This is a genomic window from Actinoplanes italicus (assembly GCF_003001815.1).
GTDB lineage: Bacteria > Actinomycetota > Actinomycetes > Mycobacteriales > Micromonosporaceae > Actinoplanes > Actinoplanes italicus.
Genome location: NZ_PVMZ01000016.1, coordinates 32,082 through 52,916 on the forward strand (window position 1 = coordinate 32,082; position 20,835 = coordinate 52,916).

Below are 20,835 nucleotides of genomic sequence, written 5' to 3' on the forward strand. Positions count from 1 at the left end.
ACCAGCGAGATCCTCACCGGGTCACCTCCATGGGCTCGGGCACCGTGATGACGCCGTCCTGGCAGGTCCCGTCGACCCACGGCGGCAGCCGCAGGGACACCGCCGGCAGCAGGGACGAGAGGCTGCGCCCGTCGGGGTGGGTCTGTACCACCGCGTCCCAGTAGGCGGCGATCCGCAGCACGTAGTAGTCGGCCAGCCGCCGCGCTCGCGCCTGTGTCTGGGCGAACTCCTGATCGATACGGGCATTCGCCGCGCTGATCGCCTGGCGGCGTTCGTCGGCCGCGGACCGCCGCCGGTCCAGCTCCTGCCGGGCGGCCGCGATCCGCTGCTCACGCATGGTGGCGCGACGCCCGTGCAGCGCCGGGGTCCCGGCGATCGGCAGCTCGTGCGGGCTGCGCGGCTGCAGCTCGTCCTCGGTGAGCGGGGCTTCAGCGGCGGTCAGGGCCTCCCTGCCCCGCTCGATCGACTCCAGGTCGGTGACGAGCGCGGCGCGGAGCCGGGCGACCTGGTCCCGCAACCCGTTCGCACGATCGACGAAGAGCCCATACTGCTCGCTGATCTCGTACGCGCCGGTGTGCGTCAGCTCGTCCTGGTACGGCGTGCTGATCCGCGCCGCCGCCTCCGCCTGCTCGGCCAGCGTGGTGAACGACGGGATCCGCTTGCGCCCGTCCCGCTGCCCGTGCCGGGTGTCGGCCCGGCGGTCCTCGGGCCGGTATGCGATCAGCTCCGTCCCGCTCCCGTTCCTCGTGCCCCTGCCCCACCTCATACCGCCGTCCCACCCTTCTGTCGCGCGCACCGTGCTCCCGCGTCGGTCAGCCATCCGAGCAGTTGCGCCTGGTGCACCTCGGCGATCTCACGCAGCAGTGCCGTGTGCCGTTCCATGTCGCGCCGGGTGGCTTCGCCCGGAACGCCGTCGTCCGGGATCGGCGTGTCGATGTGCGCGAGCGTGTGGACGGCGGCGACCAGCCCGCCGGCGTTCGCCTGTGCCTCACCGGCCTGCCGGGCCGTCTCGGCGTCGCGCAGCGAGTCGGCGAGCCGGCCCCGGATCTCCTCGTCGGCGACGCCGAGGGCGTCCGCCATCAGCACGATCAGTCCGGCCTGCCGGATCCGGCCCCGGACGGTGACCAGCAGGGCCCGGTACGCCTCGGCCAGCTCCGGCGTGGAGTCGAGGTCCGGAACCGGTCCTGAGGCGGGGCAGGGTACGGCGGTCTCCGGTACCGGGTCTCCGCGCAGGCTCGCAGCCGCACGCAGCTCATGCACGGCTGCCGCGACACGGTCACCGGGCCGGGCCTCAGCCCGTCCCTTGCCCAGGTACGGCCGGACCTCGTCGTCCACCCGCCTCGCCACCCGGTGCTGGTCGGCGAGGCTCATGGCGGAATCTCGCAGCACTTTCATCACCGGGGTGGGTCCGCCGTCCAGGCAGCGGGCCATCGCCGCCACCGACTCCTCGGCCAGCCGTCGGTGCAGCCGGCGTCGCCGCCGGACCGTCCAGAACGAAGCGACCACGACCGCGACGACGACACTGACCAGAATCGTCTCCCTCACGCTGTTCTCTGACGGACAGCCTCGAGGCGCCGTCCGCCAGACCCGGATATCCAGGCGTCACGACCGGAGGAGACCGCAATGACCACAGAGGCATCCGTCGTGCCACCATCGGGTCCGAGGGCGCACCATCGGTGGCTGAACCACGATTTCGCGACGGGGCCGTATCAGGGTCGGCCGGTCTCATGGATCTGACGCTCGAGCAGCGCGACCGGATCCGGCGACTCCTGGAGGACGAGCTGCGGGAGGCGTACCGCCATGCGATCGATCGTGGCGCGTCCCGGGCGGTGGTGGAACAGGACGCGGCCGGCCGTCGCCGGGCATTGGAGGCGCCGGCTCGCCGGATCGCCGCGGAGGATCGGGGCGACGAGGGCAGCGGATTCGGCCGGGAACGCTGACGGGTGGAGGCGCGATCACTCCCGTCCACAGGTACGCGAGAGTCTCCTCACCCGGCGTCCGTTCCGGGGTGTTCGTCGATGATCGACTGCACCGTGCGTACGATCCGCTCGACCCGTCGCTGGTCAGCGAGCGCTCCACTCACGCCCTCGAGCGGGTCGTGGGCGCCGTGCGGTGCCCGGTCGAGCGTACCGGTGGACAGGCCACCGAAGACCGTCCCGATCACCTCGACGACCGTGGGACCGGCCTCCTCACCGGCGGTGACCCGCAGGCCGATGGCACGGACCGCGGCCTGGGCCAGCCGGACCAGCTCCGCCTCCACGGGGTCGTCGGGGGCGCCGAGAACCAGCGGGTTGGCCGGTTCGCCGTACACGTTCGCCACCATCGGGGCCACCGGCGCCCGTTTGGTCCCCAGCGGCCGTTCCACGAACGACTCGTACCAGGACGGGCGGACCTGCATGGCGCGCAGCACCTGCGTGATCTCTCGCTCGACGGTGATCCGGTCGCTGCCCGGCCAGTCGCCGAGAATGCCGGCCCGCTCCTGCGCCCACGAGTCCAGCGGCCACACCTCGGCGCCGGCCGTGTCGGTGACCCCGACCCAGACCAGGATGTTCGTGGCCAGAGTCCGCAGCCACCGATCGTCGCCCAGCTCGTCGATCAGCCAGACCGGCAGCCGCGGGCGCTGCAGTGCTCCGCGGACACCACGCCGCCGCCGGTGCGCGTTCACCGTGGCCGCGCCGAGCCGGGTCGTCACCCAGGCATCCAGGTTCTGGATCGGCTTCCGGGCATGGACGAGGAGATCTTCGACCACGGCCTCGACGTCGTCGTGGAACCGGTCCAGGCACTCGTCGGCGAGCTCTGCCACCCCGGCGGCACAAGCGGCGTGTCCCCGCTGCTGTTCGAGGCGCCGGGTCAGGCGGTTGAACACGAGCGGCCACACCAGCTCGTAGGCCGCGCTGGTCAGCTGCTGCCGGTCATACCCGCGGGCGTCGGCGGCCGCCTGGGCGAGACGCCCTTCGGAAGCCAGCCGGCGCAGGCGCCCGGTCCCGGCCGTACCGTCCGGCCGGTTTCGGGCTGACCGCGACGCGTACAGGTTGCCGGGTGGACTGTTCGGGGTCCGCTGTACCCCGCTGACCTGGCCGATTTCCGAACGTATCGCTCGCCCTTGGGAAGCCCCCACCGACGGCTCCTTCCGATGTTCGAGTAGCGAACCGGTTCAGCGCTCGAAACGTCGGTGAAGGTGACCGGCGATCGATGGTTGAAGCTTGGCGTAAGCCGGGCCGGTGCTCCAGGCCGCATCGCGGGTTACACCGCTTCGTCTGTCCTTTGCGCACGAAGGTCGGAACATGTCGCGGACGATCGGCGCTCGTGGCCGGTCATGTCCGGTCAATCGAAGCGGGCCGATCGGTCAGTATCGACTGGTCCAAAATGGATGCCGGGCGCCCGGCGCCGCTCCTACGAACCCGGCGGACGGTTCCCGCTGATGAGCTCGATCACCGTGGCGGTGATCCGGTCCATCCGGTCCGGGTCGTCGATCAGGACGAGGACCTGGTCCGGCCCGGCCTCACCGGTGCCTGGCGCCACGTCCGCGCCGTACGCGGCCGGCACGTCTCCGAAGACCTTTCGAAGCACGTCAGCAACCACGACGGCGGGATCCTCACCCCGCGTGATGCGCTGCTCCATGACCTCTATCGCGCGGGCCGCCAACTGCCTCAGCAACCCGTCGATCCGCTCGTGTGGCGCAATCACCAGAGGATCCGGTTCGGCGTGAGTGCCGTCGGGATTACGGGACGGGAACCATACCGGCGCCCGCTTACGACCGAGCGGGCGTTCGACGTTCTTGTCGTACCAGGCGGGACGCCGTCGCATCGCGGTCAGGACGATCTCGATCTCACGGGCGACCACCGTCTCACCGGCCGTGTGGTCGCCGGTACGAGTGGCCCGGCGCGTGACCCAGGCGCTCAGCGGCCACAGCCAGGCCCCTGCCGTGGCGGTGTTGCCGGCCCACTCGAGAATCGCCGTGGCCAGCTCGACGCGCCAGGCGTCGTGGTCCAGCGCGCCGGCGAGCCAGACCGGCACCCGAGGTCGCTGGAGCGCCCCCGCCTCGCCCCGGCGGCGGCGATGGCCGTCCACGGTGGCCCGGCGCAGGCGTGTGGTGAGCCACCCTTCGAGGTTGTCGATGGGCTCGTCCGCGTAGGTGAACAGGTGGGTGAGGACCGCATCGAGGTCGTCGTGGAAGCGGTCCAGGCAATCAGGGGCCAGCTGACGCAGGCCGGCGGCGCACCGGTGGTGGCCGCGCTTGCGCTCGACGGGTCTGGTCAGCCGGAGAAAGAGCAGCGACCCGGCGATCTCTCCACCGCCCGCGCGCAACCAGCGCTGCCGGTCGGGCGCAGCGTTCCGGAACTCCTCCGCGAGCGATCCCTCGCTGGCCAGCCGGCGGACCTCGTCCGTCGCGGCGAACGGCCTGTTGTCGGCCACGGCATACTCCTGTCGATGTCGACGTTGCCGTCGGCGTACCGACCGGAGGCATGCGGGATCAGCGCGGCAGAGGCGCCGCGCCGTTCAAGGGGGTGTCACCGGTGCCAACCGGGTGCGGATCCGACTCTTCATCGATGATTTGGCATCGGCTGGTTTGCCGGAACGGTTCGCGGCGCCGGTACGGGAAAGTACGTACGCGGCGGCGCAGCGCCGCCGCGTACGTATCGACCGTCAGGACATCTGGCTGGGACGAGGGCCCTTGGTCAGGTCCAGCACCACGGCGGACGTCGCCGCGCCGTTGAGGAACACGATGACGCTGTGCCCGTCCGGGTCATAGAGGCTCAGCTCCACCGACGTGCCGTTGAGCATGGCTTCCCGGACCAGCCGGACGACGCCTTCCGCGTCCGCGTCAGCGATGCCCCACTCCTGGTCTCCGATGATGAGCTTCTTGGTCATGTCTTCTCTCCCTGTGTTGATGGGCCGTCAGGCCACGTCTTCGACCGTGAACGTGAAGGTGAAGTCCTGCGGGTGCCGCTCGTGGCGGCCGACCCCGAACTGCTCCTGAGCCAGCAGCGAAGTCCGGTAGAGCCCGATGCTCTGGCCCACCACTCCGGTGAGCAGTTCGTATGCCGTGTTCACCAGCACCGCGCCGGCGCCGGCGACGGCCACCGCGAGTGCGGCCTGCGGCGCGGTCAGGGCCAGTTGGGCCATCTGGGCCCCGGCGGCCTGCACCTCCGGGCTGGTGAACCTCTGCTCGAGCAGCGTGCTGAGCGCAAGGCTGCCGCTCGTGTCGCGGGAGACCCAGACGGCGATGTCGAGGAAGTCCACCGCGGGCCCGTGGTAGATCAGCGCGTTGTCCATCGGGAGCCGCTCGCCGTCGCGGACGTTGCTGAACCGCATCGTCTCGGCGCGGTAGACCGGCGAGTCACCGGCCCCACCGGTCAGCACCATCGCGTCCACCCGGATGTCGGCGCCGCCGAGCGCCCGGTTGCGGTGGACGATCAGCTCCGCGATGCGGACAGCGGCCCTGCCCGGCGCCACGCCGCGCGGCGACAGCAGTCTGATCGCCTGCTCGGGCCGGTCGTCCACCAGGAACCGGGGCTGCTCAGGGGTCGGTGGCCGGGTCGGGCTCACGGAGAAGTCGATCGGCTGGACGGCGTACCTGACTTTGCTGGGTGGGGCATCGCCAACCTCACGGCTGGCGCCGCAGGCGATCCGGGTGAGCAGGCTTTCCAGGTCCGACTCGCCGCCGCGCAGCCCGGTCACGGTACGCACGCCCTGCTGGCGCAGCACGCTGACGTCGACCGGCCCGTCGCTGATCAACGCGATCACCGTCTCCGGCCGCGCGACCGCGGTGTCGACCGTCTCGGGCCAGGTCACCGGGACGCCGCTCAGGAGCCGCCGATCCGCGTCCCACCCGTGTGTGTAGGTCGCACCCGCGGCGAGGCGGATGCCGCTCGGGTCGGCCTCGGTCAGCACCGCGATCCGGGACGAGATGCCGATGTCGAGGAGGGAGACGAACATCGCCTGGTCGCCACTGTTGTGCAGCCGGATGTAGATGCGTTCCTCGTCGTCGGCGAAGAGCATCGCTCCGGAGATCGGCAGTGGCTCCTCCCACCCGTCACGCACCCGGCCCCACTCGACCTCCACACCGTGCCGGAGCGGCCGCTGCGGATCGCCGCTCAGGCGCCGCAACGCGGTCGCCTGGGCTATCCGTTGAAGGTTGTCCATGATGGAGCTGATGCCGAGGGCCGTCGCGGGGTACGGCGCGTGCAGCGGACCGATTCCATCCCACACCACCAGCCCGCCCGAGGCATCCACGGCCACCCCGATGACGGCGTCGGCCTCGGGCCGCAGCAGCGGGCGCAGTGCGACGGCCCGAACCAGCTCCTCGACCACCGGGGTGTCCTCCGGAAGCCGCACCGGCAGCGCCGGCGCCGCCGTGCGGGTGAGGTGAGCGCGGGCGTCCGGCGGCACGGCGGATTCGTTCGTGACGGGTCCGCTGAGCCGCAGCCGGGCCGCCGCGGCGGTGGGCAGCAGCCGGTCCACCGTCGCTGTGCCGATCGATGGACCGTCCAGCGGTCCAGCCGCGCCGGCCGGCATGATCGTGAACTCGTCGCCCGGTTGGACGCCCAGCAAGGGAGCGCCGAGCACGTGCACCCGCTCGGGGCCGGCGACCGCGACCGGCAGCGTGCTCGCCGGTTCCAGGTCGGCCGTCTCGAACGGCGGGCGGCCGGACGGCCCCTCCGCCTCCGGCCGCTGCACAGGTTGAAGATCCTGCACGTCGCGCCGGACGGCGTCGAGCAGCGTCGCCCAGTTGATCCGTACGCCGTGCGCTTCACGCAACGCCCGGGTCAGCGCGTCGGTGAACAGCCCCATCTCCACCCCGTCGCGGTTGGAGCCCTCCCACGCCGACTCGGACGGCGAGCAGGCGACCACGCGGACCGCGTGCGGGTTGCTGATCAGAGCACGCTGGTCCACCGGCAGGCCCGCCTCGACCAGCCGGGCGACGTGACGCTCGACTGTGGCGTACGCCGGGAGAAAGGGCGCGGGCCGCAGCAGCGACTTGACTCGCAAGGCGGTCTGCCGGGACATGTGCGCGGCATGGCAGCAGTCGAGCACGACGGTGGTGTTGAGGGCGACCTTGGTGAGCCGTGCGAGCAGGATGGAGAGCTCGACGCCGGTGATGCCACGGAAGTCGTCCTCGCTGGAGTCGTGGTAGTCGTCCGGCACGAGGAACTGCTGGTCCGGTCCGGCCGGGTCCACGAATCGGCCGCCATGCCCGCTCCAGTAGACGACATACGCATCGTCCTGGCGGGCGTCCGCGATGAGTTTCTCGTACACGTCGAGGATGCCCGCCCGAGTGGCGTCCGGCGTGACCAGCCGGGTGACCTGGAACCCGCGGGGCTCCAGTGTCTGCGCCATCGCCTCGACGTCGTTGAGCACACCGGCGAGGCCGTTGGTCTGCGCACCGATCAGGAGAGCTTTTCGAGTCATGCCCACCTCTGACGGACGGCTATGACACCAGGCCCTCCCGGTAGGCCTTGGCGATCGCCTCGCCGACGCTCCGCACGTCCAGCTTCCGGTACACCCGGCCCAGCTGTGTCTCCACGGTCCGGCGCGTGACGCCGCGCGCCGACGCGATCCCGGCGGTGTCCTTCCCCTCGCACAGGTACCGCAGCGTCTCGAACTCGGCCGGCGTGAGGTCGTACGGCAGTTTCGCCGGCGCCGGACGATCGGCCAGGTCCAGGCCGATCCGTCCGGCCAGCAGTGCCACCGCGGCGCGTAAAGGCTCAGCGGCGAGCGCCTTCGCCGCCTGGTGGGCCTCCCTGGCCGGCTGCCGCGCTCCGTTCACGTCGTTCCTCGCGCAGGCCGCGACAGCCTGCCGCCATCGTGCGTAGGCGGCCTCGTACGGCCGGTCGAGGCGTGCCCAGCCGGTGGCGACCTCGCTCCAGTCCACGGCGGTGTCGGTGCCGCGCAGGCGTCGCCGCTCCGCCCGGCACAGAAGGACGAGCTGCGCCACCTCCCCCGCAGGCTGCGCGGCTTGCGCGTCCCAGCCTTCATTGGCGAGCCGGTCGCCGGCGGCGGTCGCACCGGCCAGGTCGCCGGCCACCGCCCGGTCGGCCGCGCAGCGCAGGCCCACCGCGCACAGACGCAGCAGCTCCAGGCGGTTCTCGCCGCCGCGGACCGCCGTCACCCCGCGCGCCACCTCCTCGCCGGCCCGGGTCATGTCGCCCTCGGCCAGAGCCAGCAGCGCGCGCACCGTGTGCAGTGGGCCGAGGAATCGGGGATCGTCGCCGTGCTCGACGTTCTCGATGGACGCGAGCAGTTCGTGTGCCTGGTCATACCGGCCGCGCGCCACTTTGACCTCGGCGAGCGTGAGCCGTGGGTAGAGGCTCTCCGCCGCGGGCCGGTCCAACAACACTTCAGTGATGATCTTCTCGGCGTCGTCCCACTCGCCGAGCAGCACGAACGCGGCGCTGGCATTGTTGGCCAGGATCATGGCCTGGACGGTGTTCACCAGATCGAGCTGCCGCGCGACCTGCAGGCCCTTCATGGTCAGCTCCGCGGCCTCCCGCAACCGTCCGCCGTTCTCCAAGATCAGACCCAGGTTCCCGTACGCCCGGAGAAGGTCCTCGATGTGGTTCTCCTGCTGGGCGATGTCGACCGCCCGGCGCAGACGATCGATGCCCTCGGGGTCGCCCAGCATGCCGAGCGCGAGACCGGAGATGTTCAGCGCCCGCCCCTCCTCGGCCCGTGCGCCGGCCTCGACGGCCGCTCTCAGGGCAGCGTCGGCAACGTCCCGGCCCTCCGCGTAACGGCCGGCGTGCAGGTGGGCGAGGGCGAGGCCGGCCAGGACGCGCGCCCTCGCCGCCGAAGCAGGCCGGCCGGTCAGCAGCGCCTCGGCCTCCCGGAAGGTCGTCACAGCTTCGACTCGGCGGCCCACCTCCCACAGGTAGGTGCCGAGCCGCTCCCTCAGCTCACCGGCACGGTCAGGGCCGGCCGTCGCGACGGCCTGGGTGATGTGATCCAAGGCCCGGTCGACGTCGCCTGACCAGCGCGCGGCCTCGGCCGCCCACACCAGCAGCTGCACCGGGGACACCCCGGAGAGTTCCCCGGGACCCTGGACGCGTTGCCACAGACGCAGCGCCCGGGTGAACTGAATCTCCGCCGAAGGGAAAGCGAGGGTACGCGCTGCGATCTCGCCGGCCCGTACAGCGGCGACGAGCGCCTGCGGCCAGCTTCCCGCCTGATACCAGTGGCTGGCCAGCTCGGCCGCAGCGGACCCCTCGCTCGAACTCAGCCCCGGATCGGCGGTGAGCGCCTCGGCCATCATCATATGCAGGTGGACCCGGCTGTCCCGGACCGTCGTCTGGTAGACCGCCTCGCGCAGCAGGGCGTGCCGGAACCGGTACACGTCTTCGTCGCGGCCGGTGACCAGCATCCGGCGGTCGAAACACTCCTGCACCGCATCACCCAGCGCCTCGCCGGACAGCTCGCTGACCCGGCGCAGCAGCAGGCGGCTCACCGCGCGGCCGGCGACCGCGGCGACCCGTAGCACCTTGAGCGCGTCGGCGCTCAGGCCGCTGAGCCGGGCGAGCACCACCGAACGGATGTCAGCGGGCAGCTGAACGTCTTCCGAGCTTTCGAGGGCACCGGCGGCGATCAGCTGCTCGGCGTAGAACGGGATACCGTCGGACCAGTCGAAACACCGCTCGACGAGTCTCGGGTCGACCCGGCGCCCGCGTTCGGCGCTGAGGAACTCGCGCAGTTCCGGCAGCGTGAGGGCGGGCAGCTCGATACGCTCGGTCCGGCGCCAGAACGTCGCGCCGGCCAACAGTTGCCACAACGGATCGTCGTGCCTGAGGTCACGAGAGCGGTAGCTGCACAACAGCAGGAGCCGGCGATCCTCCGGGCGGGCCTGCGCGAGATGGCGCACCAGGTCGAGGGTGGACAGGTCCGCCCAGTGCACATCCTCGATGATCAGCACGACCGGAGCGTCGGCGCCGATGTCCTGCAGCATCCGCCGCACGGCCAGGAAGACATGCTGCGGCCTCTTCATCTCGTCGCTGCCGGAGTCGAAGAAGTCGATCAACCGCTGGAAGGCCGGCCCGCCGAGCTTCCTGCCGTACTCCCGATCGAAGGCCTCGAGAACCTCCAACAATGGCCCGTACGGCATCGGGTCGCCGAAGTGCTCCTCGCACGACCCGCTCAGCACATGCGCGCCCGCCTGGCGGGCGGCCCCGGCGAACAGGCTCAGCAGCCGGCTCTTGCCGATGCCGGCATCCCCACCGACCAGCACGGTCCGGGACTGGCCCTGCCGCACCTCGTCGAGGCGCTGCGTGAGCAGCTCCATCTCGGCGGTACGTCCGACGAACGGCGCCTCAGCCACGACGGACGATCTCCAGGACCGCGGCGACCACCCGGTCCCGCTCACCCGCGTCGCGCAGCACCCGGTCGAGCCGGTCGTCGCAGGCCCGGCCGGCGGGGTCGTACGACTGGCCGGGATCGGTGTTGAAGAGAGCGCTCAGCACCTCGGCCACCACCGTCCGGGCCGGCTCGTGCCGCGCCAGCCGGCTCTCGATCATGCGGACAGCCGCCTCGGCCAGTCCGGTGAGCACACTGTCCTGCCCGGAGGCCGCGCCGGCCGGGGTCTGAGGCGGGATCTCGCCGCGCGGCCGCCGTGTCCGGGGTTCCGCTGATCGGAGCATGTGTCCACCTTGGCCGATCAGAATCCGCTGCCAGAACCGCCGGACAGCCGAGATGCCAGACCTCCCGGGCCGTGTGTTCCGGCAACGCGGTCCGCTAAGCGCGAGCCGACAGGCCGACGCGACTGGATGAATGGCGTAACCCGCAAGGGTGCCCCTCCGGTCCCGTACAGGTCGGCCTGCTCGCGTGCCGGACGGTTGTGCCGTCCGTCAGAGGCCGGTGTCCTGCCACTCAGCTTCGGGAGGAGCAGCGGATGACCGACGGGGTGCGTGCCGCGTGGACGGCGTACCGGGCCGCGACCAGCTCACGGGAGGCCGACGAGGCCGCTCGGATCCTCGTGGGATAACTGATCCGGCTGAATGCCCGTTCGGCGGCGGTGGCGCTGGCTGCTGAGCGCAGTGCGCGGCTGGGCGCCCGAGCGCGCCGGGCGCCGGGAGACGGCTGGGCCTGGCGGTACGCCGCGCTCGCCGCACTACTGCTGAACGAGGCCGCCGAAGGGTTCGCCGATCCGGAGTTCACCGCGCTCGCGGGACGGCACCTCGATGCCTGCCGGAGCGCCGCGCCGGAGCCGGACGTGTTTCTCGCGGCCGTCAAGGAGGCGGCGTCCCGGATCGAGCCGTTCCGTCTGCGATATCTGGCCCGGCGGGCCGACGCCGCCGGGCGGCCGGAGCAGGGCCGGACCCACCTGGAGGACGCGCTGCGGACGGCAGCCGGGGACACCTTCCTGGAGATCGTCCTGAATGCCGAGCTGGGCCGATTCGACGTCGCCTGCCGCATGCTCGATCGCTACGAGGCCGATCCACTCGTGCTGGCCGAGTTGAATCTCCGGGCGAGAAGACCCGCGCGTGCGCGCGAGCTGCTGGCCAGGGTGGATCCCGCGAACTACGGCGAACCGGCCTGGATCGAGCGGGGGCGCCGGGCCACGATCGCGCTCGCGCTGGACGAGACGGCCGAGGCCGCCCGCCTCGCGGCCGAGGGGATCGCCGTGTTCGAGGAGCTGTCATCCGGTCTGGGCCGCGACTACTACCGGGCGGTGGCGGCCGACCATCCGGGAGTGGCCGACGTCTACCACATCGGCCTGCTGGCCCGGCTCCGGATGGGTGATCCGGTCACCGCTTTCGGGCTCGCCGACCGCTGTCGCGCGCTGTCTCTGCGGCCACCCGCCCGGGACGGGGATCCCTCTGACATCCGCGCCTGGCAGGCGGCCGGCGCCGTGCTGGCCGGTGTCCACGAGAGACTCGCCGCGGATGCGCTGCGAGCCGATCCGCTGACGACGACCGGCGACGAGTCCGACGGGCTCGTCGCGATGCTGGCGGCCGAGGATGCGGTGACAGCGATCGAGCGGCGGCTCACGCGGGCAGACACGCCGTCGACGATCGAGCAGACCCTGCCCGAGGTGCAGCGGGCGCTGGCCGGCGACGCGGCCCTGCTGCTCTACCACTCGTTCGACCAGGAGCTGGTGATCTGGGCCGTACACCGTGACCGGGTGGTGGTCCACCACCGGACTCGCGATCACCGCGACCTGATCCGCTCCGTCCGGGAACTGCATGCCGCCAGCGCGAACTTCGGCGGCGACGGTGGCAGACCGGGCGAGCTCGCGGCCGAGCTGATCGAGCCCGTGGCCGGCGAGCTGGAGGGCGTCCGGCGCCTGTACGTCGTACCGGGGGGAAATCTGATGCCGCTACCCTTCGCGGTGCTGCCGCTGGACGGCGTACCGCTGGGCGAACGGTTCGTCCTCTCGGTGCTGCCCGCAGCGGCTTTGCTCACCCGGCCCGGCGCCGGCCGGCCGGTGCCCCACGACGTGCCCGCGCTGCTGGTCGGGGATCCGGCCTACCATCAGTTGCCGCGCCTGCCGGGCACCGGCGTGGAGGTGCGCGGCATCGCGCTGCCGAACCGTACGGTGCTGACCGATGAGCTGGCGACCGCGGCGGAGTTCGCCGGCCGGGCCCCCGAAGCCGGCATCGTGCACCTCGCCACCCACGGCTTCGTCGACGAGCTCCGCCCGCACCTGAGCTGGCTGGCGCTGGCCGGGGGCGACCGGGTCACCATGCCCGACCTGCTCCGTCTCGGGCTGCGCGCCGACCTGCTCGTGCTCTCCGCTTGCCACACCGGGCGGGGCCGGGCGACCGCCTCCGGCGACGTGCTCGGTCTGGCCCGCGCCGCGCTCGCCGCCGGAATCCGGCACCTGGTGGTGTCGCTGTGGCCGGTCAACGACGAGTCCGCCTGCCGGACCATGATCGCCATGTATGACCGGATCGCGGCCGGCGACGACGTCGCCACAGCGCTGCACCAGGCTCAGGCAGAGACCCGCAGCCTCGAGGAGTTCGGGGGCCGGACGCGAGACCTGGGCGAGGCGAGCGACGCGGCCGGCCGGATGAATCCGGTCGCGCACTGGGCGCCGTTCATTCACATCGGCGCCTGAGCTCGCCGGCCGCCACGAGTGGGTCAGCGCTGTTCGGCGACCCCGTCGCCCTCCCCCCGCTGGTCCACGACGTCCTGGACATCGTGCGAGGACTCAGGGTTGGATTCTTCAAGGGCGCGCCGGCGATCGGCGAGCAACTCGCCGACCGTCTTCGCGTCAGTACCTTCGAGTGCGGCGCGAACGGCGTCCCGCAGCTCCTCCTCGAGAAGCCGCTGGATTTCCTCCCGCTGCGCCGGAGTGAGTTCCATAGCTGCTACTCGGCGGCTCGGCGCGGCGGATCTGACATGATCATCACTCGATTGTGAACCCACGGGCCCTGTTTGCGCTGCCCTCGGAGACTGATCATCAGCAGGATCGTTCGTCGCACCATGTCTGGAACTGGCGGACAGGTCCAGCGGCGACGCCGGCCGGACGTCTGCGTCCGCACGGTGCTCCGGGCGCCGGCTGCCCTCGACTCCACGCCGCCGGCAGTCCTTTCCCGTCGTAGCCGGGCTGAGCAGGGAGACGTCGAGGATGTCCGGTGTGAATGGATAGGTACGCGCGTATGTGATCGACGATCATCCGTCCGAGAACTGGCTGAAAGTTCGAAATGGACGCCCGAAACGGTGCAACCCTCCGCGTGTGTTTCCTCCATGCTTTTCCGGCATGGCCGGTGGTCCGGGAGGACGGCCGGCCGACCACGTCGCCGAACGTGAAGGAGCGCAGGTGGGTTATGCGAACGGGCCGACCCGGCATTTGGACGCGGCTCGGGTGCGAGCGGCTCGACAGCGCACCCCCAACGGCCCGCCCTCGAGCGGCGGCCTTTCATCCACCGCTGGTCACCTACCCTCCGGGCCACAGTCCGGCAGCCCTCGGGCCGGTGGCATCCCGGCGCCGATCCGCGCGGTGGTGCCGGTTCCTCGGCTACGGCGCAGGCCCGACCGGGTACAGCGGCTGCGTGAACTCGCCGGTGCCGGCACCCTCGCCGGGGCGGCCGCGGCCGCCACTCCCGTCCAGCGCGCCGAGCTGACCGGCGCGGCCTACGAGGTGGTGTGGCCGATCGTCTACGCCCGGATCACCCGCAGGATGGAGCACCTGCGCGGCCACCCGGCGTGCGCCGTCAGCGTGGCGCAGCTGGCCGACGAGTGCCTCGACCGCTTCCACGACGACGTGGAAGCGGTCGTCGAGGACCTGCTCGCGCACGCTCGGCAGCCGGTGCTGCAGCTGGAGGCATGGATCACCCGGCGGCTCGTCGCGGCGACCGTCGACGGCCACCGGCGCCGCCGCGGCGCGCGGGGCGCCCTGCAGCGTCCCCGGCTGCCCGGCTGGGTCGCCGACGGCCTCGGCCACGACCGGTGGCTCACCACGCTCGCCCTGGAGATTCTCACCTGGGTCGGTGTCAGCGTCACCGCCGGAACCGAGGTGTGGCCGCTGGAGGCCTGGGCCGGTCACCGCGCCTCGATCACCCGTGACTGGGCCGGCAGCACTCCGTTCGTGGTGACCCGCGACGTCGACACCGTGCTGGCCGTGATGCGCCGTCGCCCGGATTGGTACCAGTCCTACGTGGAACGTCCCCTCGGCGCCAAGCAACCGCCGGTCGCGGCCGTCCCGCCCGGCGAGACCGTCACCCCCTTGGCGCTCGTCCACCCGGACGACCGGGTGGAGACCGAGCTGGAGCAGCTGGCCGCCGACGCGGTGGAGGCGATCGGTGTGCGGCTGGCCCGTGGCGAACGAGCCGATGAGATCGTGGCCGAGGTGATCCACACGGTGTTCGGCGGCGCGGTCGGCGGCACCCTCGACCGGGCGCCGCACACCGCCGCCGACCCGCTCGCCGATGTCTCCGGCGCCCTGGCCGACATGGCGACCGTGAACCGGATCGTGTCCACGGCGCTGTCCATCCTCAGCGGCCGTGGGTGACACCGGCGCGCGACGACGGGCTTCCGACGGCGCTATATGAGCGGAACCTCGGTGCGGATCTCGAAACGCTGCGTCGTCCAGTCCTCGCCGGCCGGAGGTCCCGCCTCGACCAGGTCCCGCACACCCCGTACCGCGCCGGAGACCGGCGGCAGAAGGTACGGCTCGGCCGTGAACGGCTGCTCCGCGGCCACCACCACCAGCCAGTCACTGATCGACCGTCCCGGTTCCGGCCGCTCGCCCGGCGGCAGGCTCACCCGGATTCGCCGGCCGGACAGTGCCGCCACCCTCCTTCCGGCACCGATCGGGGCGGGCGGGAACAACGTCGCGTTCACGGCGTACCGCGGGGTCAGGTTCAGCACCGTGACGTACAGCTGCCGGCCGGACGTGTTGTGCAGGTGGACGACGATCTCCGGCGCGGCCCAGCCGGACTCGGTCATCGCGTACCGCATGCGCCATCCGCCGTCCTCGGTGGTCTCGACCGTGTCGCCCGGCCCCGCCGGAAGCACCTCGACGTGGATCGGCTCGCCCAGCGCGGACACCGGGTTGCGCAGCTCGTCGCGCAGCCACAGCCAGCGGGCCATGTGCTCCAGCGCCGCCACCACCTGCCGTGGCGAATCGGCCACGTCGGTGTGCTGCCCGTGCCGGTCGGTGATCCGCACCCGGCCCGGCCCGGCCGTGACGGTCAGTGACACCGCCTCACCCGGTCCGGCCGCCCGCACGAACGGCGAGTCCGGCGGATCGAACCCGCCCACCGTTGCCAACGGCCGGGGCAGTGCCGTCACCACCACGCCGAACTGCCGCTCCCGGTCCGGCTGCCAGCCGTAGAGCGGGGTGACCCGGCTCAGCTCCGGGCGCACCTCGTCGACGCGCACCTCCTGCCGGGTCCCCGGCACCCCGAATGCCAGGCCCGCCGGGTCGGCCGGCAGCCCGTGCGCACGTCCCATGTCGACCTGCCAGCCGTGCCGCTCGTAGGACATCACGATCCCGGTGCCGGCCGTGCCCGCCTCGCCGCGCAGGAACCGCAGGCCGGCCAGCGCCGACGCGGCCGGGTGCAGCTGCGGCACCTGATGGAAGGCACGCTGCCGCGCCACCTCGCTGCGCGCGGCGGCCAGCAGGGACATGTACGTCGCCGACGGGCCGAGCCGCCGCAGCGCGCGCAGCAGTGACCACGTGAACAGGCCGTGCGGGACGCCGTCCAGCAGCCGCTCCTCGGCCTGCTGGTCACGACGGCACGCGGCTAGCGCCACATGCTCCGGCGCTTCCGCGTCCGGCCCGGCCATCCGGGCGAGCAGCTCCGGCAGCAGCAACCCGGTGTCACGGGCCGGGCCCGGCGGCACCGCCCGCCACCGGGAGCCGACCTCGCGGGTCCCTCCCTCGGAATGGCACGAGTCCAGAATCACCGCCACATGCCCGGCCCGCGCCGCCACGACGTCCAGCAGCACCGACAGCTCCTTGTCCCACAGATCCGGGACCCCATCGGTACGGCTGTCGTGGCACAGCAACGTCTGCAGCATGCCGGTGCCCTCGACCTTCCACGCGCCCGCCGGCGCCACCGCCTCCGAGCCGTGCCCGCTGAACCAGAACAGCGCGGTGTCGTCCGGCCCGGCCCGGGTGAGATGCGCCCGCAGCCCGGACACGACCGCTTCCAGCGTCGCCTGCTCGTCGTGCAGCACCACCGGATCCAGCTTCGTGCCGGGCCGGACCGTCGTCCGCAGCATGGCCAGCACGTCCACCACGTCGTTCACGCAGCCGCGCAGGTCCGGCACCACCGTGTCCGGTGCCGCGTACCGATTCACGCCGACCAGCAGGGCGTACACGGTGCTCACCGGCCGGCCTCCACCCACAGCCAGCACTGCTCCCGGAAGTCCTTGTCCGGCAGGTCCACGGTCATCGCGACCAGCTCGGCGGGCGGCGGTGGGCCGTCACCGTGCACCAGCACGTCGCGGTAGAGCATGTCCGGCACGCCCAGCACGTAGCCGGCACCGGTGTTCTCGGCCAGCGCGCGCCGCAGGCCGGGACTGTCCAGGATCCGGTGCACCGCGATCGGGGCGGTGCCGATCCAGCCGTTGCTGCCCTCCTTGATCAGGCCGCGATGCAGCGCCACCCGCAGCCGGAACCGGTCGGCGGGCGCGGCGCCGGTGTTGACCTCCCGAAGCCCTGCCGACAGCTCGGCCAGCAGCAGCGGGATCACCACCGACTCGTCCAGGCCGGCCGGCAGCACAGTGAACTGCCCGTCGCCGTTCGGTTGCGGCCGCACCTCGGCGTCGCCGATCCCGGCCACCCGCCGGGCCCTGGACAGCAGCTCCACGAGCCGTTCCTGGATCCGTTCGGTCTCGTCGTTGCGCCGCCGGCTGTACCCGGCCACGTCCGCGGCCATGCACAGCCGCACGGTGGCGCCACCCGGCTCGGGCCGCTGCTCGGGCGCCACCGGCTCGGTGAACGCCACCGCCTCACCCACCTCGCCGACCTGCCGTCCGCGCCCGCCCGACACCTCCGCCTGCACCGAGATCAGACCGGTCACCTCGGTCGTGCCGGCCGGCACCTCCAGCACCGCGTGCATGCCGAAGTTGCGGGGGACCAGCAGCTCACCGGCCGGGTCGTCGTACGCCCACCCGAACGTCGCGCTCTGCACACCGGTCACCCAGGCCCGGGGCGCGCCGGCCCGGCCGGTGAGCCGGCGCAGCCATCCGGGCCGGGCACGGACCGCCGCCACTGTGCGGACGGCGACCGCCGATGCCGCCTCCCCCTCGTAGGTGACGCCCAGCGAGTCGCCGTCCTCGTCGAGGCGTACCGCCCGCGACCCGGGACCGGTCAGCGTCACGTCGAACCGGGCCGCCGAGTAGTGCCGCCCTTCCGGCAGCGGATCCAGGTCGAACGCGAGCAGCACCCCGAGGTATCGGCAGCCGGCCACCCGCTGCCGGGCCGCCCACGGTCCCGGCAGGTCCGCGTCGGCCAGCGGATACACCAGCGGATGACCGCACCGCACGCCCGCCACCGGCACTGTGGGGCGGCCGTCGGGGTCCCGGCTGCCCACCGGGATCAGCGCCTGATGCCCCAGCACCTCGCCCGCGCCCAGTTCCTCGATCATCTCCAGCCCTCCTCCTGCCCTGCCGTCCTTCTCTGACGGACCGTCAGAAAGCCGGTCCGTCAGAAGTCAGAAGAGGGTCACGGGACCGATGCGGACGGAGGACCGGGTGAGCGACCAGGACGAGGTGATCGCGCGCTATGCCGCCATCGCGAGCGCGGTGGCCGGGCACGGCGACCTCGACGACGCCCTGAGCGAGTTCGAACGGCTCCCGGAGACGACACCCGGCCGGGCCCAGCTCGCCGCCGGCCTGGTCGAGGCCGTGTTCAAGACCGGGACCATCCCCGGCCCGCTCCGCGCCCGGGCACTGCCCGGCCTGCTCGCGGCCGCCGACGCCGACCCGCCGGAGGCTCCGGGGTGGCCGCGGACCCGTACCGGCGCCGAGGTCTTGATGATCGTGCAGGCCGCCGCCGAGTCACGGGTCGCCGACCCGCGTGCGAGTCTGGAACGCCTGGAGAAGCTGGCCGCCGAGAACCCCGGCGACCCGGGCCTGCATACCCTGTTCGCCTCCGCCCGCACGGCGCTGCGCTTGGCCGTCGCCGCCCAGCAGGGCGATATCGGCGCGGTGAACCGGATGCGCACCGAGGTCGCCGATTTCGTCGCCGGGCTGCCGCCGGAGCTGGCCCACCTGCCCGAGGCCGAGGCGCTGACCCGGATGACCGGCATGATCGCCGAGCAGCGGTACGACCCCGCCGCCATCCAGGACACGATCGCGAACCTGCCTCCGGGCGGCGCCGTGCGCGCGGCCTTCGACGAGGTGTCCGCCGACTTACCCGCGGTCGCCGCGCTGATGCGGGAGGACTCGCCACAGCTGACCGACGGCCAGCTGGCCGCGTTCGCCGCGCATGCCGAACAGCCCGGCCTGAGCCCCGGCTATCGAGCCCTGCTGCACAGCCAGGCCGGCCTGGCCGCACTCCGGGGAGGCCGCGAGACCGACGCCGGCCGGATCGCGCTCGGACTGGGCCACCTGCGGCAAGCGCTGAAGAACGCCGGACCGGACGACCCGCAGAGCGTCTTTCACCTGGGGGTGCTGGCCACCGCGCTGATACGCCGCTACGAAACCGGCGGCACCCGCGACGACCTGCGCGAGGCGGCCGGCCTGGTCAACGAGGCGCGCGAGCGGGCCGGCGGGCCGGACCACCCGGAATGGCAGCTCATCAGCGAGATGAGCGGGCAGATCGGTCAGCTTCTCGGTGACCGGCCCGACTCGTACCGGGAGGCGCTCGCCGGTCTGCGCGGCACGGTCTGGAAGGTGCTGGTGCAGCCGGACCTGGCCTCCGCCACGGTCGCCGTGCGCAGTGCCGGTGACGAGGCCATCGCGGTCGCCCGTCAGTGTCTCACCGCCGGCGACCCGGCCGCGGCCATCACCGCGCTCGACGCCGGCCGCGGCCTGGCGCTGTTCTCCGCGACCGCGGACGGATCGATCACCGACCGGCTCGCCGAGGCGGGCCAGACCGCGCTCGCCGAGCGCTGGCGCGCCGCCGCGGCCACCGGTGACCCGGCCGCGCTCTCCAGCGAGCTGCGGCGCGCCGTGATGACCGCGCTCACGACGTCGTCACTGCTCGATCCGCCGCACTATGCCGAGATCCAGCAGGCGCTCACCCACCTCGACGCCGACGCGCTCGTCTACCTCGTACCGGGAGAAAAGGTCCGGCCCGGCCACGCCGTCATCGCCCCGGCCTCCGGACCACCCAGCTACCTGACACTGACCTCGCTCAGCTTCGACGCGATCCCCCAGCTCGACGAATACCTCTCCGCCCTCGCCCAGCGCGACCTCGGCCCGGCCGACGAGCCCGCCGGCTCGGACGGCCTCACCGCGCGTCTCGCCGAGATCGGCCGCTGGGCCTGGGACGCCGGCATGCGCCAGCTCATCGAGACCTACCTCCCGCGGATGCCCGGCCGCACCGGTCGTCCACCCCGGATCGTGCTGATTCCGATGGGTGACCTGTCGCGCATCCCGTGGCAGGCCGCCCGTGGCCCGGACGGCCGGTACGCCGTCGAGTCCATTGCGATCTCGCAGGCCGCCTCCGCCCGGATGCTGGTCCGTTCGGCCACGCTGCCCGCCGTCCCGCTGACCCCGACCGGCTTGATCGTCGGCGATCCGGAGTCCCCGCCGCAGGCGGGGGCCGGTCCCCTGCCTGCGGCCCGGCTCGAGGCGTACGCGATCCGGCAGGTCTTCTACCCCGGCGCCCGCTACCTGGGCCGCCGCCCGGACGAGTCCGTCAGCCGCTCCGGCCGGGGCACCGCCGACGAGGTCCGCGCCTGGCTCACCACACCGGGCCCGCTCACCGGCGGCGTCCTGCACCTGGCGTGTCACGGCTTCGTGCGGACCGGCGGCGCCCGGGCCAGCGCCTACCTGCAACTGGCGGCCGGGAGCGCCGGCAACGACCAGGGCCTGCTCACCGCTGAAGAACTGGTGGCGCTGTTGTCCGGCGTACCGGAAAGGGGTCTGGGTCTCGTCGTCCTCGCCGCCTGCCAGACCGGGCTGTCGCTGAGCGGCTTCGACGAGGCCTACAGTCTCGGCACCGCCTTCCTGGCCGGCGGCGCCCGCACCGTGCTGTCCAGCCAGTGGAACGTCCCGGACAGCGCCACCTCGGCGCTGATGTTCATGGTGCACCGCAATCTGCGGGTGAACGGGCTTCCGTCGTGGGCCGCGCTGCGCGAGGCGCAGCTGTGGATGCTCGACCCGCATCGGGAGATCCCGGCGGACATGCCCGCCGCCCTGCGCGCCCGGCTGGACGGCGTCGATTTCGGCGTGGTGGCGGCCTGGGCGGCGTTCGTCCATGGAGGACAGTGATGAACGGTG

Annotated in this window: 15 protein-coding genes; 4 read left to right on the forward strand and 11 right to left on the reverse strand. The window is 72.5% G+C overall.

The annotated features are described in order from the left end of the window. Positions 1–13: 13 nt before the first annotated feature. Entirely contained in the window at positions 14–766 is a 753-nt protein-coding gene (locus CLV67_RS32580; RefSeq protein ID WP_106325317.1) for a hypothetical protein, read from the reverse strand. Continuing rightward, entirely contained in the window at positions 763–1,545 is a 783-nt protein-coding gene (locus tag CLV67_RS32585) for a hypothetical protein (RefSeq protein ID WP_106325319.1), read from the reverse strand. Before CLV67_RS32585 ends, CLV67_RS32580 begins: the two co-directional genes overlap by 4 nt. A 182-nt stretch (positions 1,546–1,727) precedes the next feature. On the opposite strand from CLV67_RS32585, the gene CLV67_RS32590 reads away from it, so the two are divergent. Continuing rightward, the gene (locus tag CLV67_RS32590; RefSeq protein WP_106325321.1) at positions 1,728–1,940 is read left to right on the forward strand and encodes a hypothetical protein; all 213 of its coding nucleotides are present in this window, start codon (positions 1,728–1,730) and stop codon (positions 1,938–1,940) included. 47 nt (positions 1,941–1,987) lie between these two features. Here CLV67_RS32590 and CLV67_RS32595 read toward each other — a convergent pair whose 3' ends face one another. From CLV67_RS32595 to CLV67_RS32620, 6 genes are all read right to left on the reverse strand, one after another. Then, positions 1,988–3,118, reverse strand: a complete 1,131-nt coding sequence (locus CLV67_RS32595; RefSeq protein WP_203737650.1) for a hypothetical protein — start codon at positions 3,116–3,118, stop codon at positions 1,988–1,990. Between the two features lie 275 nt (positions 3,119–3,393). Further along, positions 3,394–4,416 carry a hypothetical protein gene (locus CLV67_RS32600; RefSeq protein ID WP_106325323.1) on the reverse strand — a complete coding sequence of 341 codons (1,023 nt, stop codon included), beginning with the start codon at positions 4,414–4,416 and terminating at the stop codon, positions 3,394–3,396. A gap of 231 nt (positions 4,417–4,647) precedes the next feature. Then, on the reverse strand, positions 4,648–4,872 hold the full coding sequence (locus CLV67_RS32605) for a hypothetical protein (protein WP_106325325.1): 225 nt from the start codon (positions 4,870–4,872) through the stop codon (positions 4,648–4,650). A 27-nt stretch (positions 4,873–4,899) separates the two neighbouring features. Then, positions 4,900–7,413 (reverse strand): caspase family protein, encoded by a 2,514-nt coding sequence (locus tag CLV67_RS32610; RefSeq protein WP_106325327.1) that lies wholly within the window; start codon positions 7,411–7,413, stop codon positions 4,900–4,902. A 19-nt stretch (positions 7,414–7,432) separates the two neighbouring features. Then, on the reverse strand, positions 7,433–10,309 hold the full coding sequence (locus tag CLV67_RS32615; RefSeq protein WP_106325329.1) for an ATP-binding protein: 2,877 nt from the start codon (positions 10,307–10,309) through the stop codon (positions 7,433–7,435). Beyond that, entirely contained in the window at positions 10,302–10,628 is a 327-nt protein-coding gene (locus tag CLV67_RS32620; protein ID WP_106325331.1) for a hypothetical protein, read from the reverse strand. The genes CLV67_RS32615 and CLV67_RS32620 overlap by 8 nt, the downstream gene beginning before the upstream one ends. 374 nt (positions 10,629–11,002) lie before the next feature. On the opposite strand from CLV67_RS32620, the gene CLV67_RS32625 reads away from it, so the two are divergent. Then, positions 11,003–13,048, forward strand: a complete 2,046-nt coding sequence (locus CLV67_RS32625; protein WP_106325333.1) for a CHAT domain-containing protein — start codon at positions 11,003–11,005, stop codon at positions 13,046–13,048. A gap of 23 nt (positions 13,049–13,071) precedes the next feature. Here CLV67_RS32625 and CLV67_RS32630 read toward each other — a convergent pair whose 3' ends face one another. Beyond that, complete coding sequence (locus CLV67_RS32630; RefSeq protein WP_106325334.1) at positions 13,072–13,296, reverse strand: hypothetical protein; 225 nt, start codon at positions 13,294–13,296, stop codon at positions 13,072–13,074. 637 nt (positions 13,297–13,933) lie between these two features. Here CLV67_RS32630 and CLV67_RS32635 point away from each other — a divergent pair. Continuing rightward, positions 13,934–14,944 (forward strand): hypothetical protein, encoded by a 1,011-nt coding sequence (locus CLV67_RS32635; RefSeq protein WP_203737647.1) that lies wholly within the window; start codon positions 13,934–13,936, stop codon positions 14,942–14,944. Positions 14,945–14,976: 32 nt separating this feature from the next. Here the strand turns inward: CLV67_RS32635 and CLV67_RS32640 are convergent, their stop codons facing one another. Together CLV67_RS32640 and CLV67_RS32645 are read right to left on the reverse strand one after the other, a co-directional pair. After that, the gene (locus CLV67_RS32640) at positions 14,977–16,770 is read right to left on the reverse strand and encodes a caspase family protein (RefSeq protein ID WP_170154082.1); all 1,794 of its coding nucleotides are present in this window, start codon (positions 16,768–16,770) and stop codon (positions 14,977–14,979) included. Then, positions 16,767–18,032, reverse strand: coding sequence for a hypothetical protein (locus tag CLV67_RS32645; protein WP_106325338.1), 1,266 nt, complete (start codon positions 18,030–18,032; stop codon positions 16,767–16,769). The genes CLV67_RS32640 and CLV67_RS32645 overlap by 4 nt, the downstream gene beginning before the upstream one ends. A gap of 106 nt (positions 18,033–18,138) precedes the next feature. Here CLV67_RS32645 and CLV67_RS32650 point away from each other — a divergent pair, with 106 nt between their 5' ends. Further along, positions 18,139–20,826, forward strand: a complete 2,688-nt coding sequence (locus CLV67_RS32650; protein WP_170154083.1) for a CHAT domain-containing protein — start codon at positions 18,139–18,141, stop codon at positions 20,824–20,826. The last annotated feature ends 9 nt before the right edge of the window (positions 20,827–20,835 follow it).